This window comes from Bradyrhizobium sp. 195 (genome assembly GCF_023101665.1).
In the GTDB taxonomy this organism is placed as follows: domain Bacteria; phylum Pseudomonadota; class Alphaproteobacteria; order Rhizobiales; family Xanthobacteraceae; genus Bradyrhizobium.
Genome location: NZ_CP082161.1, coordinates 1241639 through 1256517 on the forward strand (window position 1 = coordinate 1241639; position 14879 = coordinate 1256517).

Below are 14879 nucleotides of genomic sequence, written 5' to 3' on the forward strand. Positions count from 1 at the left end.
GTTCGTTTCCGTTGCGCCAGCTCGCGCGTCGAGGAGAACTCGCTAAGGTCCGTGGTTGGCACGGCCGCGACCACATGCCGGAATCTGAAGAAGGGGCGGTCAGGCTAACCAGTGCCGTGCTTGATGGCTTCAAAAGTGTGCATGAAGCCACTGGCAGCAAAAGTAGCGATCTCACCCAAGTCCCCGTCTGGTTGGGAGACGCCGCTCCGCCGTGGCGGAAGAAGCCGCTCGTGGAAACGGCCGGGTCGCGGAGGCCCTCAGACCACCGCAGCGAGCCGGCCGCGCTTCACGCCCGCGCCAAACCGGAAGGTCCTGCCATCGATCCAGATCTTGTGCAGCAGCACGGCGAGCGCGCCCGCCACCGCGGTCGCCGCGCGCTTCAGCCCCTTCTGCCTGGCCAGCCGCAGGCCTCACAGCCGCAGCTTAAAACTCTTCGGAATGCGCGTGAGGATCGCGATCGGTGCCTCCTACAGGATCGATCGCGTCAGCTCATAGCCGCATTTGGAGATGCTGCCGATCCGGTCGGTCTGGCCGGATTGATAGAGCCGCGGCGTCAGCCCGAAATGGGCGCCGACATTGGTCGACTTCTTGAATGGCGCCGGATCATCGACGGTGGCGCGAAATGTCAGCGCCACGAACGCGCTGACTCCGGGCACCGTTATCATCCGGCGCGCCGCGCTATCGCTGCGCGCAGCTGCCAACGGCAGGCGGTGCAGTTTTGCCAATTGCAGCCGCATGGCGTTGCGGGCGTCGAACAGCGGTGCGACCATCGCTTCCAATTCTCTCTTTCCGGCCATGATCTCGCGCACCCGCGCGTCAAAACGGCCGACCGAGATCTCGCCGACCTTGAGACCGAACGGGCGCAACAGGCAGCGGATCATGTTCTCCATGCCCAGCATCTTGCTGCGCATCTGCGCAATGCCTTTGGCGTTGCGGTCAGTCTTATTCAGCATCGCGTTCAGCGCCGCTTTGGCGTGCCGGCTCTCGATGCAGATCACGGCGAGACCCTTTTCGGAAAGCGCCGTGAACAGCCTGGCGCTGTACGAGAACGCTTCCAGGTGGACGCGCTTGAGGTGGATTCCCGGTTCCGCCAGGAACAGCTCGATCGCGTCCGGGTCGGTCTCGAGTGTCGCTTCCTGGACGACGTTTCCGTCGCCGTCCACCACGCAAACATTCGTTGCCCGCAGCGACACGTCGAGCCGTGCATAAAATTCCGTCGTTCGTCTCTACCATTCTCCGCCGGAACACGCCGCCCGTTCCGTTCCCGGATTGTCGCAACATCTCCGCAATCCGGCCGGCGAGGGACACAAGTCGACCACCTCGGAAAACCTGCAGTGCTTTCGATTCCTTCTAACGAATTGGAGCCTCTCCGACGTGGTCCTTTGCAGCAGGATTGTTGCAAGCCTTCGGCGACCACGATCCATCGAAGCGTCATTACAGCCGTCCTGCCGACGCAAAGGCTTCTCGCACGATACGCCGGTGATAGCCATTCTCGGCACGTCCAAGAGCCCTCTCAACAATATGGAGCAGTCAGGTGAGCGACCTCACAACTGTTGAGCTCTTGTGGCTCGAGAAGCGCATCGAAAATCGAATCCGGTTCGGTAAACCTGCATCAGAGAAGATCATTGATCATCACCGGCGCATTCTCTCGTTTTTGCCCGGCAGCATCTTCGCGTTCGTGCGCTGGACGTCCAACGACTTCGGGACCATCCTGTCTCGGATCGACATTTTACGCGCCGTCGCTCCAGGGCAGCGATACTCAACCGTGCCTTGGGTCAGCCCCGGCGGCGAAAGCCTGCTGCGATTAGCTGGTTGGCCAAAGGTCGAACGCGTTCTCCAGTTGATCGACTGCGTAGAGTCACTGGGCATCGATCCTGCCGATGCAGCCCCCGAGTATTGGCATCACGCCCACAACCGTCTTTCTGTCAACGAAAAGCCACGAGCTTATACCCGTGCACGCCACCAAGCGTGGCTCCATCGGCGCAGGTTGGCACTCTGATGGGACGGTTGGGGAACATTCTTGCGATGTGTGGGGCCACAATGCTCGCGCTCTGGCCAGTCAACAACACCTCACCATTGTACATCTGGAATGCCTCGGACAGCGTGCCGATCGGGGTCTATCGCCTGCAAGAGGCCGGACCATTGTACGTTACTGAGCTCGTGGCGGTTCGAACTCCAGACCCGCTCGCGACTTTTCTCGATCTCAACGGCTATTTGCCAAGCGGGCTTCCAATGCTCAAGCGTGTGCTGGCGCTGCCCGGCCAAACCGTCTGCAGAACGGGCCTCGCAATCATCGTCGACAGCATACACATGGGTGAGGCAAGCGAGCGCGATCGTCGCGGCCGGCCGTTGCCGGTCTGGCAGGGCTGCCGGGTCATTGCTGAGGGCGAAGTGTTTCTCATGAACTGGCAGTCGGCGGACTCGCTAGACGGCCGATATTTCGGACCCCTGCCGAGATCGGCCGTCATTGGGCGAGCGCTCCCGGTGTGGACCAGAGAGAAGTGACAATGCCGGCTCTCCCCTGTTGGCCTGTCATTTCTCCATACGGCCGTTCGCAACATCGTTCCTCCGTCTCGGCCAGCTTCTTGAGAATCGGCGCGCATTGCCCCAGGATCAGGCGGCCTCAAGGCCGGCTGGGAGAAACGTTGTACTTGGCAGCTGTCCGCACAATGCGATGTGGGGCCACTGCTTGCTTTTTGGGAATTCTGCTGACGTTCGGACCGTCCTCGAGCGCCAGAGCGGAGGTCGCATCGCGGGCACCAGCTGCGCACTCCATAACCCTGCCTCGTAGCGTTGCATACGCCGCGTTCGTGACCGAAGCCTCCCACCGGTTCGCGATCCCGGAGCGTTGGATCGATGCCGTGATGCAGGTCGAAAGTGGCGGTAATGCGCACGCCATATCGCCTCAAGGAGCGCTCGGGCTGATGCAAATCATGCCCGCGACCTGGGCCGAACTGAGCGCTCGTCACGATCTCGGTATCGATCCGTTTGATCCGCACGACAATATTATAGCTGGGGCAGCGTACATTCGCGAGATGCTCGACCGGTTCGGATCGGCAGGATTTCTTGCAGCCTACAATGCGGGACCGAAGCGGTATGACGAGCATTTGACGACAGGTCGATCGCTTCCAGAAGAAACGCAAACCTATGTAGCCAGACTCGCAGCATTGATCGGAATTGAGCAACGCAACAGCCGTGGTTCGGCCGCCAGACACGTCGTCCTGTGGCAGCAAGCTCCAGTTTTTGTTGAGCGATGCGGCAGTTCGTCCGCTGCCGACAACTTTGCATCAGGAGTGCGCACAATGAATTCGTCGAAGGCTGCGCCTAAAGCCGTTGCCCGTGCACTTGTACCTCGCGCGACGGGGCTGTTTTGGCATCGATCAATCAAGGTGCAGTCTCCGTGATAGCAATCGGATTTGGTCGAATGGCCTCGAAGGTTCTCGCATTTGAGAATGGCCGGGAGGAAGCAGGGGGAGCCGACCGCCGAGGGCCGCCCGTAATCGGTCTCCTGCAGAACTTGCGGCGGCGGAGCAGATGGTCTGCGCGATGAATATTGCGCACACTGCACCGGCTCAGCAACGCGGGAGGCGTGTGATGGAATTCTTCTGTGGTTTGGACGTCGGCATGGACGAGACGGCGATCTGCGTGGTGGACGCGACCGGCAAGGTGATGCTGGAGACGGCGGTGGTGACCGATCCGGACGCGATCAAGGTGGCGCTGACGCCCTATCTTGGCCGCTTGCGACGCCTTGGTCATGAGGCGGGATCGCTGTCGCCCTGGCTGCATCCGGAGCTGCTCAGGCTGGGCCTGCCGGCGGTCTGCCTGGAGACTTTGCATGTTCGCGCGGCGCTGAAGGCGCAGCGCAACAAGACCGACCGGGCAGATGCGCTCGGGATTGCCCACATCATGCGCACCGGCTGGTTCCGCAGGGCGCATATCAAGAGCGAGGCCTGCTACCGGCTGCGGCTGTTGTTGACGCACCGGCGCAATCTGAAGCGCAAGTTTGTGGACCTCGAGAATGCGATCCGGCACTCGCTGAAAGTGTTTGGCATCCGGCTGAACCGGGTCGGGCGCGGCGGCTTTGCGCAAGTCGTGCGCGAGGCGGTGGCCCACGATGCGCTTGTCAGCGAGCTGATCGACGCCATGCTGAATGCGCGCGCGGCGCTGTGGAAGGAGTACTGCCGGCTGCACGACCTGGTGGTTCGCCTGGTCGCCGGCCATGAGCTGTGCCGGCGCTTCATGCAGATTCCTGGCGTCGGCCCGATCGCGGCGCTGAGCTTTATGACCGCGGTCGACGATCCCTCGCGCTTCAGGCGCTCGCGCGACGTGGCGGCCTATTTTGGCCTGACCTCGCGGCGCTGGCAGTCCGGCTCGTCGATCGACGTCAAGGGCCGGATCAGCAAGGCGGGCGACGGTGACGTGCGGCGGGCGCTGTACGAGGCGGCCAGCGCTTTGCTGACTCGCTACAAGAAAAAAGACAAGGTCAAGGCGTGGGGGCTGGCGCTGGCCAAGCGCTCCTCGCACCGCAAGGCGACGGTGGCGGTAGCGCGCAAGCTCGCTGTGATCATGCATGCGATGTGGACCAGCGGCACGTTCTACTGCGGCGATCCGGACGCCTCGGCGGCGGAGATGCATGCCGAAACAACAGCTAAGCAGCGCAAATTGCTCGGGCCCTACGCATGAGGCGCGTGATCCTGCAACCTGGCAACGACGCGGTGATGGCCGCGACCTGAACACGGAGCTCCGCCGCCGGCGGATGAGGACTGGTGCAGCACCAACACGACGGAACGCACGTTATCTTGCCTGCGACGATGCATCTTCGGATGCCGACCGATCGCGCCGGATTGCCTGTGATGTGGCTCCGTCACACCGATGGAAAGATGCGCCGCGACGGCGTCCGCGCTGCCTTGCTGCAGCGACACTGTGCCGTCGCTGAGCGCGGAAGACTGCACGGCGCATCAGGACTCGCAAGCCTCGCGGCGCATCGTGTCATGGCGTGGATCAGAGAGGCTTGTCGCAAGCGAGAAAGGAAGCGAGAATGGCTGAGGTCAGACAGACGAGACGACCGATTAAGACGGCAGGATAAAAGCCGCAAGGTGCGGCCGGTCGGTTGTGCGAGAAAGCGTATCGATTTCAATGATCAACTAAACATTGCGGCGACTCGGAGCAAAGTTCAGCTTTCCCCAAAGCGCTGTTCTTACACGGTTTTCGATGCCTTGCGGCGGCCGGAATGACGCGCGACGATGATTTTCGGATCCGTCCCGGCCGTATCCGTTCCACGCGCGCGCCCCGGACAAAGCCGTTTCTGGCGCAGGTACTCACAGCCGCTCAGAAGGCCGGCGGCCTCTCGCGAGGCAAGGATGGCCACGGCCGTAAGTTTGGACGCGGCCGCGCCGCGAGCATCGCTGCGGCACGGCTCCTCAACGCCCGCGGCCGCGGCGCTATGGTCAAGGCGCGGGTGGTGCGGCGGATGCGTTCGCCGGGCGCGTTGCGCGGCCATATCGGTTACCTGCAGCGCGACGGAGTCACTCGCGACGGCGCTCCGGGCAAACTATTCGACGCTGCGGGGGACGATGCGGACGGTCGCGCGTTCGTCACGCGTTGCGAGGGTGACCGCCATCATTTTAGGTTCATCGTCTCGCCTGATGATGCTGGTGAACTTGCCAGCCTGCGTAGCTTCACTCGGGAGCTGATGGACCAAGCCTCGCGCGACCTTGGCACACGGCTTGACTGGGTCGCGGTCGACCATTGGAATACCGAGCATCCGCACATTCACATCCTCGTGCGGGGCCGTACCGATGACGGTGCCGACCTCGTCATCAGTCGCGACTATATCGCTATGGGCTTACGCGCCCGCGCCAGCGACCTTGTCACGCGCGAACTTGGCCCTCGTTCGGAGCTCGAGATCCGCCAGAGCCTTGAGGCGGACACGACGGCCGAACGCTGGACCAGGCTCGATCGGACGCTTGCCCGGGAAGCGGGGACGGCGGACGGCGTTATCGATTTTAGGTTCGAGCGGGATGCCGGGCGCGATCCATTGCGGGAAATTCGGATCGGGCGGATGCGGACGCTCGAGCGGCTCGGCTTGGCGGAACCTGCTGGCCCCGCGGTCTGGGTTCTGGCCGCCGATGCGGAGGCGAGGTTGCGCGCGCTGGGTGAGCGCGGTGACATCATCAAGCGGCTGCACAAAACCCTCACGCGGGACGGCGCCAGCCGCACCCCCGCATCCTGGGCACTCGAGGGCGAAACTCATGGAGAACCGATCGTTGGCCGTCTCATCGCGCGCGGGCTTCATGACGAGCTGAAGGGCACAGCCTTTGCCATTGTCGATGGGATTGACGGGCGCGTGCATCACCTGACGCTTCCTGACGTCGAGGCGGCCGGCGATGGGCCGATCGGTGGGATTGTGGAACTGCGCCGGTTTGCGGACGCCCGTGGTCGAACACGGATTGCGCTCGCGGTTCGCTCGGAGCTCGTTCTGGACCAGCAGGTCGCGGCGGATGGTGCAACGTGGCTAGACCGGCAGCTCGTTGCGCGAGCTCCTGCCGAGCTCTCGCGCAATGCGTTTGGCGCCGAGGTTCGAGCGGCACTTGAACGGCGCATCGATGTTTTGGCCGACCAAGGGCTCGCCCAACGCGATGGCAACAAGGTCCGGCTAAGCCGCAACCTGATCGAAACCCTCCGCGACCGCGAACTCGATGTCGTCACACGACGGCTCATGGAGGAAACGGGGCTTCCGCACTTGTCATCTGATGTAGGTGAGCAGATTTCGGGGGTTTATCGTCGACGCCTCTCACTGGCCTCCGGGCGCTTCGCGATGATCGACAACGGCCTCGGCTTTCAGCTTGTGCCCTGGTCGCCTTCGCTCGAGCGGGAGTTGGGAAAGCAGGTCAGCGGCATCGCCGGTCCAGGCAGCGTGGACTGGGACTTCGGGCGCAAGCGCGGCCTATCGCTCTGACCTGAGGCGATGGCGCTGCACTACGCCCAATTGCAGGGCAGGGAAGACTTGGTTGCATCGCGCGGACAGGTCGAGGCGGAAAAATGGGAGAGGAGCGATAGTGAGCAGCAAATAGCGAATGGAGGGTCCACCGTTCTGAAACTATCTCTTCATCGCCTCCGGGTTCCCTCGACGTTGGTGGCGCTCGATCATCGACTGGACGCAGCTGTGTGGAAAAATGCGCCGTTCACCCTTCGGTCGCTGAGACTCTCAACGGCTAAATCGGACAGCAGAACCCTTCGAATCTAGATGGCCATCCCGTGTAGCGGAAACGGCATGGGACCTTCGATCTTTAGGTGATCGGAAGGTGTCTGGCTGTGGCATGATGGCGGCGACGATACTTCCGTGCGTGCTGGTCTCGGATGCCGATGGTCAGATGCTCTGCAGAAGACTCCGGCGCTGCGCGCACCGCCTTTCGGATCACCAGAGTCCAGTTTGCTGGACCCAGTTGTGGACGTGTCATCGAGCGGGCGAATAACGATTTCAACCTGCTCGATTTTGATCCGGAGGCATTCGCGCGAGGTTATCCGCGTAGGCAGGCCGGCCAGCAATCGGACAGCTCCGAGCCCGCAAGCCGGCCTTGACAGCGGATAGCTGAAGTGCAACTCGATTCGCGCAATGAAGATTTGGCAAACGCCAGTTCGCCTGTCCCAGTTTCCAGAGAGACCGCAACAGCTGACGTACAACAGCATCTGGCTGGCCAAAACAACAGGGCACCAACAGGCGACCGGCTGGAGGAGGACTCGCTCGATGCCGATGTGCGGGAGTATCTAGATGACCGTCGGCCCGGCAGTGTCGTCCCGTCGGAAATAAGCTCCTGCCGGGACGCTCCCCGCTTGACGCTTGTACTCCGCGAGCCCGCGCGTCCCGCCGATTTAATCCAGGAACGCCCGCCTCATCAATAACGCGTTGTGACACGCCGCACGCTCTGTTGATCGCGCGCTTGACGGAGAGCTCAGGGCGCTAGCCTCCGGAGCCTCGCTGCGCGAAAGCCGGCCGGTTCGCCTCGCGCGGCAGCACGGTACGAGTTGATTTTCTCATCATCCAAGCGCCTATCACGCGAAGCTGGTTGGGACGGTGCTTTGAGACGGCCTACGCGAGGGATCTTTTTCGGCCCTAACGCGGCTTGCGGATCTGACCCGCCGATCCCTTCGCTAGGACGCGCGCGACTACGAGAAGGATAAGCCTCTGATTGCAGCCAACAGGTCGATGGTGTCGATATCGGCAAGCCATGTCTGCGACAAAAATCATCTGGCATCAGGTGATCCTGGTTTGCCTAATCGCGTTCACCTTCGTGTGGGCAGCGACCGAATGGACCGCTTATCAGCTTGCGTTCCAGCCGCAGCTTGGACCGGCCTGGTTCAGTTTAGGGACTTGGCCCCTCTACCAGCCGTTTGCCTTCTTCATCTGGTGGTTTGAATTCGACGCTTACGCGCCCACGATATTCCTCCAGGGGGGGCGCCATTGCCGGGAGCGGTGGGATAGCGGCAGTCGCCGCAGCAATGATGCTTTCGGTCTTGCGCGCGCATGAGGCTCGCGACGTCACGACTTACGGATCCGCGCGTTGGGCCGATACGCGCGAGGTCAAACGGGCGGGGCTGCTAGGCAACGATGGCCTTGTGCTCGGGCGTTTCGATGGTCGATATCTTCGCCATGATGGGCCTGAGCACGTGCTCTGCTTTGCGCCTACCCGTTCGGGCAAGGGAGTCGGCCTGGTCGTTCCAACTCTTTTGACCTGGCCGCGCTCGGTGATCGTCCACGATATCAAGGGCGAGAATTTCCAGTTGACTTCGGGGTGGCGCGCGCGCCTTGGAGATGTACTCTTGTTCGACCCGACAAACGCGGCAAGCGCCGCCTACAATCCCCTTCTTGAGATTCGCCGTGGTGATTGCGAAGTACGAGACGCGCAAAATGTCGCGGATATCCTGGTCGATCCCGAAGGGGCGCTCGAGCGCCGCAATCATTGGGAAAAAACCAGCCATTCTCTGCTCGTCGGCGCTATCCTGCATGTCCTCTACGCTGAAGCTGACAAGACACTTGCCGGGGTTGCCAGATTCCTTTCGGACCCGTGCCGCCCGATCGAGGCCACGCTGAATGCGATGCTTGCGACCCCTCATCTTGGTGATCGCGTTCATCCCGTCGTCGCTTCAGCTGCGCGAGAGCTGCTCAACAAGAGCGAGAACGAGCGGTCGGGCGTGCTGTCGACCACAATGAGCTTCTTGGGGCTTTATCGCGATCCGGTCGTCGCTAAGGTCACCGCGCGGAGCGATTGGCGCATTCGCGATCTCGTCGACAGACCGCAGCCCGTTTCGCTCTATCTCGTCGTGCCGCCATCCGACATCGTCCGCACAAAACCCCTGATGCGGCTCATCCTCAATCAGATCGGACGGCGCCTGACCGAGAGCCTGGATGCCGACCGGCGCCGTCAAAAGCTCCTCCTGATGCTCGATGAGTTTGCAGCCCTTGGCCGCCTCGATTTTTTTGAGAGCCAGCTTGCCTTCATGGCGGGCTATGACATTCGCAGTTTCCTGATCACTCAGAGCTTGAATCAATTAGAACGCGCCTATGGGCCGAACCACGCGATCCTCGACAATTGTCACATCCGGATCGCCTTCTCCACAAATGACGAGCGCACCGCTAAGCGCGTCTCGGATGCGCTGGGGACCGCGACCGAACTGCGCGCCATGAAAAACTATGCCGGGCATCGCTTAAGCCCCTGGCTTGGACACTTGATGGTGAGCCGCCAAGAGACGTCCCGTCCGCTCCTGACGCCTGGCGAAGTCATGCAGCTCTCATCGAAAGAGGCGATCGTGATGGTGTCGGGCCTCCACCCGCTGCGTGCCACTAAGGTTCGTTACTATGAGGACCCGCAATTTCAGAAGCGAATCCTCAAGCCCGCTGAAACAGGAACAATTCTCTTGTCCTCGCGCCCGGATGAAGACTGGTCAGGGCACCCAATCCCTGCGCCCTCGACCGAACTGCTTGCGCCTCGGCAGCGAAAGCGTGGCGATCCGAATGGAGGGCTGCGGCGCGAGCCAGAATTGCCGCAGCACGAGGAGATCGAAATCAAGGCACCGCTCGCGGAACATGAGTTCGATGCTGGTCCCGATGAGCCCGACGCAGATGCGGTCCAGGCACAAGCGCTTAGCCGCGCAATGCAGGGATTAGCGCGCGCGACCAGCCTCGACCCTGACGATGGCATGGACCTCTGAGTGGGCAAATCGGTGAAAAAGATTCAGCTCAGTGTCTACCTTGATCCGGAGACATTCAGAACCCTTGATGTCTTCGCGGAGCGTCGTGGCCAGCCCAAGTCGCTGGTCGCAGAGGCCGCGATCACGTCATTTCTTTCGCCTGACGATTCCGACCGACGCGAGGCGGCTATTGCCAAGCGGCTGGATCGGACCGCACGGCTGCTCGAGCGTCTTGAACGCAATGACAGCATCACGCTCGAGACGCTCGCCCTGTTCATTCGCTTCTGGTTGACATCGGTGCCGGCATTACCAGAACAATCCAGTCCAGCCGCTCGCGCCAAAGGCGCCGAACGTTATGATCGATTCGTTGAAGCGCTTGGCCGAAGGCTTTCCAGCGGATCAACCGTTCTGAAAGAGGTGAGCTTCGATTCGAACCCCGCAATTCCAGAGTAATTCAACAACCGACGAGCGGGTGGGCGATGCAGGACTACAAGGGAATTTGCGAGGGTGCTCGCGCCGAGTACATTTCGGCCGCAAACAACGATAGGGCCAAATCGAACGGAGCGAGCGCGTTGGATCGGGACCGACGGCAGATATCTGAGGGTAGCAGGCCTCATGACATGAATGCTGAAATCTGAAGCGAGTTGAGTCGAGGTCCGGCCTCCATCCGAGCTGCCGCTCAATGGAGTAATGCTGCTCGCTTGAGCAAGCGGAAGCCTCTCCAGAGTTTCGGAAGGTCTTCTGAATAGTTGGCCTACCAGTTTTTGCGGATTGCAGCGCAGGTCCTCTGTGTTAGCAATCCACGTTGTACGGTCTTACTCTGCGAAATCCTGTCCAAAAATGCGAGAACTTGCACTGACCCACGCTTCAGCAAACTGGTGCGACGTTATCCGTTTACGTCAGATTGCGATCGGGCAACGCCTGAGATCGCCTGCAATATGTTTCCACAATTCCAAAGGAACGGAACTAAATCGTCCCCTTTCGATGGAAGGGACAGCTGGGCCACGAGAAGCACATTGGCTTGGAGCCGTTTGAATGAGGCCCAATTCCCCGGATGGCGACGATGGCCAAGCATCCTCACACCAAAATCAATCTGATCCGCTTTCTCGCCTCACGACAAGACGGCGTTACACAAGCAGAGTTGCGCAAGGCCACGGGATGGAAGCTTGTCCCGATGCCCCTGATCGCCAAGCGGTGCAAGATGAAGCTGATTACCAAACGTGAGAAGGGCAACGTCACTCGCAAGAATGGTAAGATCGCCAGCAAGAGCGGCCACTTCACCACGTACTACATGATGGCGAATGACTCGACTACGGCAGTAGCCGACGCGACTACCGACACAGTAGGTAGAAAGCCTTATCCCTCAATGCATAAGCCAAGCGATGCGGAAAACGCGTCATGAGCCAAAGTCCTGCAGGGCATTGCGCAGCTATCTGGACAGCGAGGCTTGGATATTGCCGCTTTTCGCGCTGGCTATCCAGCTTCGAAGGAATGCGCGAAACTATTATAGCCCATTTCGATGCCAATGCCGAAATCGCGAAACTCGGCTCGCTCGCGGAAGCAACGCAGCAGAGCTTTGACGTCTTAAGCGTCAATTTCCCTAAATCCAATTTCAACGTTCACAACGCGTTGCCTCTCGCGCGCAATCTAAACGCGATCGGCTTCACGGCTTCTTTGTCCGATCAGGTCGGAATCGCGGGAACATCGGCCGTATCCGCATCCAAGGCCGCACTGTGCAACTTGACGCGAGCGCTTGGCGACGAACTGATCCGCCGAAGCGTTCAGGTAAACGCCGAGAGCTCGGGCGTCATCGAAAGCCCGCTGTTTAGGAACATCGGCATTTCCGAGGCCAGCGTGCAAGACCGCGGAACGGTCCTGCTCGAGCAGATAGCCGCGAAACACTTCGGCAAGCCACGGAAGATCGCGGCGCGTGAGCTTCCTCGCTTTCGGCGACGCATCCTACATCACCGGCATCGACGTGGCTGTCGATGGCAGACGCACACAGCCCTGAATCCAACAAGCCTGCCGATGTGCTCGAAGAGCCTCCCGTGAGAGTCATCCGTCGTCCTATACACCAGTCCAGTGCAGCGCTCGAATACTCACAATGAGAAGAAGAGAATGAGAAACATCGTCAAGGCAGCCGCCGTACAGATCAGCCCCGTGTTGTACAGCCGAGAGGGGACAGTCGAGAAGATCACCAAAAAGATTCGCGAATTGGGCAAGAAGGGGGTGCGTTTCGCCACGTTCCCCGAGACCATCATTCCCTACTACCCGTATTTCTCGTTCGTCCAGCCGCCCTTCACGCTTGCCAAGGAGCATCAGAGGCTGCTTGAGCAATCCCTTACGGTACCCTCTGCGGAGACGCATGCGATCGGCGATGCCGCCAAGGACGCCCAAATGGTCGTTTCCGTCGGCGCCAACGAGCGGGACGGAGGATCGATCTACAACACTCAGCTCCTGTTCGATGCGGACGGCACGCTGATCCAGCGTCGCCGCAAGATCACCCCTACCTATCATGAGCGGATGGTCTGGGGCCAGGGCGACGGTGCCGGCCTTCGCGCCGTAGACAGCGCGGTTGGCCGGATCGGCCAGCTTGCGTGCTGGGAACATTATCTCCCGCTGGCCAGATACGCCTTGATTGCCGATGGCGAGCAGATCCACTCCGCGATGTACCCCGGTTCGATCTTCGGCCCCCTCTTCTCCCAGCAAACGGAAGTGAGCACCCGACAGCATGCCCTTGAGTCGGCCTGCTTCGTCGTCAGCGCAACCGCATGGCTCAACGCCGACCAACAAGCCCAAATTGCCAACGACACGGGCGCTGCTATCGCTCCGATTTCGGGCGGTTGCTTCACCGCTATCGTTGCCCCCGATGGTCAATTGATAGGCGAGCCCCTGAAGGAAGGTGAAGGAGATGTGATTGCAGATCTCGACTTCATCGAAATCGACGGGCGCAAGAGAGTGATGGATGCAAGCGGTCACTACAGTCGCCCTGAACTGATCAGCCTCCTGATCGACCGGACACCTTCTTCGCACGTCCATGAACGGATTATTCCCCCAGGAGCGTGGCGACTACCGGCCTTCACCGCGAGGCCCGTGCTCTGACGCCGCTTGAGAGTTAATGGTCCTGCCCGCCAGGGCCGGAGATTGGTGCATCCCGCTTCGACCCGAACGGCCGCAGATACAGGTAGAAGGAGCTAGTTTGCAGCAGGGCCATGCGGGCCGCTCGCATGATCCAGACCGATTCTCTATTGGAGAAAGGCCCAGCTGCGGAGCCTCGCCGAGGCCTTCAGCCTACAGCGCGCCTCGTCACTGCAGCGGCAAGTTCGCTTCAGGTGTTCGAACTGTTACGCTGACCGCCGCATCGCCCATCCTTGCAGCGCCCCGCCTCGAGATCTGGATGTTGCCTCAATGAGGATCCGCTCATATCGCAAAGGCCACATCGTCAGCTCGAGACGGCTCGTCACGGCAGGTCTTTCCGAGTGGCGTCCAACGGCGGGGGGGAGATCAGGTCCAGCAATCCTCGCCGGCGAAGCTGGCGGCTGAAGGTGAACGCGGAGTCAAGCTACGGTGAGTTCTATGCAAGGGCATCCAGCATTCTGCGCAACACGAGCCCCATTCGGGTTAGGAATTCCATGGAGGACGATAAAACCAGATTACCTGCCGAGAAGGTGCCCACTCTTGCGCTCAACGATCCGGAGCCAGCGCCGCGCGGCTTGAGCGCTGGGTCAAAGAATACGAAAATGGTGTCCTCGACCCAGCCTCCAGACGCGATGAAGATTCATAACTGCCGCCGCACGGTGCTCCAGGAGGCGCCGGCACGCTCTCAGTAAACAACCGCAGTTTTAGGGCGCAGTATCCAGGCCTATGCTGGCCGGATGGAGCAAACAGTACTTTTCAGGTGCCCACGCACGGGCATGAACGTGCAGCACCTGCTGACGGCACTGGAGCAGATCGGTCCCGACACTCATCTGCCGGTCGTTTGTCTGGCATGCTCCTCGGTCCATTTCGTGAATGCCTCCACCGGCAAGCTGCTCGGCGGCCGCAGTGCTTCCGAAGTGCGGTGAGGCCCGTCGACTGGTGAGATCCGGGTGCTCACTTCGGTTTGGGTGCGCATCCCGGTGTAGTTCGTGTACCGTTCCTGGAAAATCCAGCGCCCTGGAGCGGTGATGTTTGCTGCCGCTGCCGGCGGTCTTCGTCAAGCCTCGCCGGCATCGGAGATGGCGCTCACGGCTGACACGGTGCGGGGCAGCGGTAGCGTGCGTTGAAGATTGCGGCTGGCCGACGAAGGCTTGCCGAGCTTGGCATCGTATTTCGCGGCCAGCACCAGAAGCCGCTTTCGCGTGAACGGGTCGGCCTTACTGGCCAGATCGCGGGCCCGCTGTGCAAAGCTCCTGTAGAACTCGACATCCATGGTGTGCCCCAACTCAACGCTACCAGGATGCACTTAAGTACATCGGCGGCTCCGACGTCAAGGCGGGCGAGCAGTGGCCTTGCGCGGAATGTGCTGCGACGTGCCTGTAACAGCCGATCTGGCGCGAGTAGGCTCGCCGTCGGCAGGGACAATTCACATGGCAGTCCTCCATCGGATCCGGAAGCAATGCCCGGAGTGCGGAGGGACCGATGGATCTCCTGGCTGGCGAGGACGGGCACAACGAGCGCTACGTCTGCCGCCATAGCGAGGGGGACCCGCT

At 61.1% G+C, this 14879-nt stretch carries 12 protein-coding genes and 1 pseudogene; 11 read left to right on the plus strand and 2 right to left on the minus strand.

Annotation, left to right across the window (positions count from 1 at the left end; all coding sequences use genetic code 11):
- Positions 1-467 precede the first annotated feature (467 nt).
- Positions 468-1166 carry a transposase gene (locus IVB26_RS05790; protein ID WP_247970945.1) on the minus strand — a complete coding sequence of 233 codons (699 nt, stop codon included), beginning with the start codon at positions 1164-1166 and terminating at the stop codon, positions 468-470.
- Positions 1167-1534: 368 nt separating this feature from the next.
- Here IVB26_RS05790 and IVB26_RS05795 point away from each other — a divergent pair, with 368 nt between their 5' ends.
- From IVB26_RS05795 to IVB26_RS05845, 11 genes and pseudogenes are all read left to right on the plus strand, one after another.
- Complete coding sequence (locus tag IVB26_RS05795; RefSeq protein ID WP_247970946.1) at positions 1535-1999, plus strand: DUF2840 domain-containing protein; 465 nt, start codon at positions 1535-1537, stop codon at positions 1997-1999.
- Between the two features lie 41 nt (positions 2000-2040).
- Entirely contained in the window at positions 2041-2505 is a 465-nt protein-coding gene (locus IVB26_RS05800; protein WP_247804072.1) for a S26 family signal peptidase, read from the plus strand.
- 305 nt (positions 2506-2810) lie between these two features.
- Positions 2811-3404 carry a lytic transglycosylase domain-containing protein gene (locus IVB26_RS05805; protein WP_458309323.1) on the plus strand — a complete coding sequence of 198 codons (594 nt, stop codon included), beginning with the start codon at positions 2811-2813 and terminating at the stop codon, positions 3402-3404.
- 190 nt (positions 3405-3594) lie between these two features.
- Positions 3595-4683: an IS110 family RNA-guided transposase gene (locus tag IVB26_RS05810; protein ID WP_247476073.1), complete on the plus strand. Its 1089-nt coding sequence runs from the start codon at positions 3595-3597 to the stop codon at positions 4681-4683.
- 547 nt (positions 4684-5230) lie between these two features.
- Entirely contained in the window at positions 5231-6958 is a 1728-nt protein-coding gene (locus IVB26_RS05815) for a relaxase/mobilization nuclease domain-containing protein (RefSeq protein ID WP_247970947.1), read from the plus strand.
- 1270 nt (positions 6959-8228) lie between these two features.
- Positions 8229-10209 (plus strand): annotated as a pseudogene (locus IVB26_RS05820) (conjugal transfer protein TraG).
- 12 nt (positions 10210-10221) lie between these two features.
- A complete protein-coding gene (locus tag IVB26_RS05825; protein ID WP_247973078.1) occupies positions 10222-10641 on the plus strand; it encodes a CopG family transcriptional regulator in 420 nt (139 codons plus the stop codon).
- A gap of 610 nt (positions 10642-11251) precedes the next feature.
- Entirely contained in the window at positions 11252-11590 is a 339-nt protein-coding gene (locus IVB26_RS05830) for a hypothetical protein (RefSeq protein ID WP_247970948.1), read from the plus strand.
- A complete protein-coding gene (locus IVB26_RS05835; RefSeq protein ID WP_247970949.1) occupies positions 11587-12240 on the plus strand; it encodes an SDR family oxidoreductase in 654 nt (217 codons plus the stop codon). The genes IVB26_RS05830 and IVB26_RS05835 overlap by 4 nt, the downstream gene beginning before the upstream one ends.
- Before the next feature lie 66 nt (positions 12241-12306).
- Complete coding sequence (locus tag IVB26_RS05840) at positions 12307-13290, plus strand: nitrilase-related carbon-nitrogen hydrolase (RefSeq protein WP_247970950.1); 984 nt, start codon at positions 12307-12309, stop codon at positions 13288-13290.
- A gap of 812 nt (positions 13291-14102) precedes the next feature.
- A complete protein-coding gene (locus IVB26_RS05845) occupies positions 14103-14252 on the plus strand; it encodes a hypothetical protein (protein ID WP_247388744.1) in 150 nt (49 codons plus the stop codon).
- A gap of 131 nt (positions 14253-14383) precedes the next feature.
- On the opposite strand, the gene IVB26_RS05850 is transcribed toward IVB26_RS05845, so the two are convergent.
- Positions 14384-14599 carry a hypothetical protein gene (locus tag IVB26_RS05850; RefSeq protein ID WP_247970951.1) on the minus strand — a complete coding sequence of 72 codons (216 nt, stop codon included), beginning with the start codon at positions 14597-14599 and terminating at the stop codon, positions 14384-14386.
- Positions 14600-14879 lie beyond the last annotated feature (280 nt).

Coding starts and splice junctions, on each gene's coding strand:
- IVB26_RS05845 (WP_247388744.1), top strand. CDS start 14,103: ATGAACGTGCAGCACCTGCTGACGGCACTGGAGCAGATCGGTCCCGAC.
- IVB26_RS05840 (WP_247970950.1), top strand. CDS start 12,307: ATGAGAAACATCGTCAAGGCAGCCGCCGTACAGATCAGCCCCGTGTTG.
- IVB26_RS05835 (WP_247970949.1), top strand. CDS start 11,587: ATGAGCCAAAGTCCTGCAGGGCATTGCGCAGCTATCTGGACAGCGAGG.
- IVB26_RS05830 (WP_247970948.1), top strand. CDS start 11,252: ATGGCCAAGCATCCTCACACCAAAATCAATCTGATCCGCTTTCTCGCC.
- IVB26_RS05815 (WP_247970947.1), top strand. CDS start 5,231: ATGACGCGCGACGATGATTTTCGGATCCGTCCCGGCCGTATCCGTTCC.
- IVB26_RS05800 (WP_247804072.1), top strand. CDS start 2,041: ATGCTCGCGCTCTGGCCAGTCAACAACACCTCACCATTGTACATCTGG.
- IVB26_RS05850 (WP_247970951.1), bottom strand. CDS start 14,599: ATGGATGTCGAGTTCTACAGGAGCTTTGCACAGCGGGCCCGCGATCTG.
- IVB26_RS05810 (WP_247476073.1), top strand. CDS start 3,595: ATGGAATTCTTCTGTGGTTTGGACGTCGGCATGGACGAGACGGCGATC.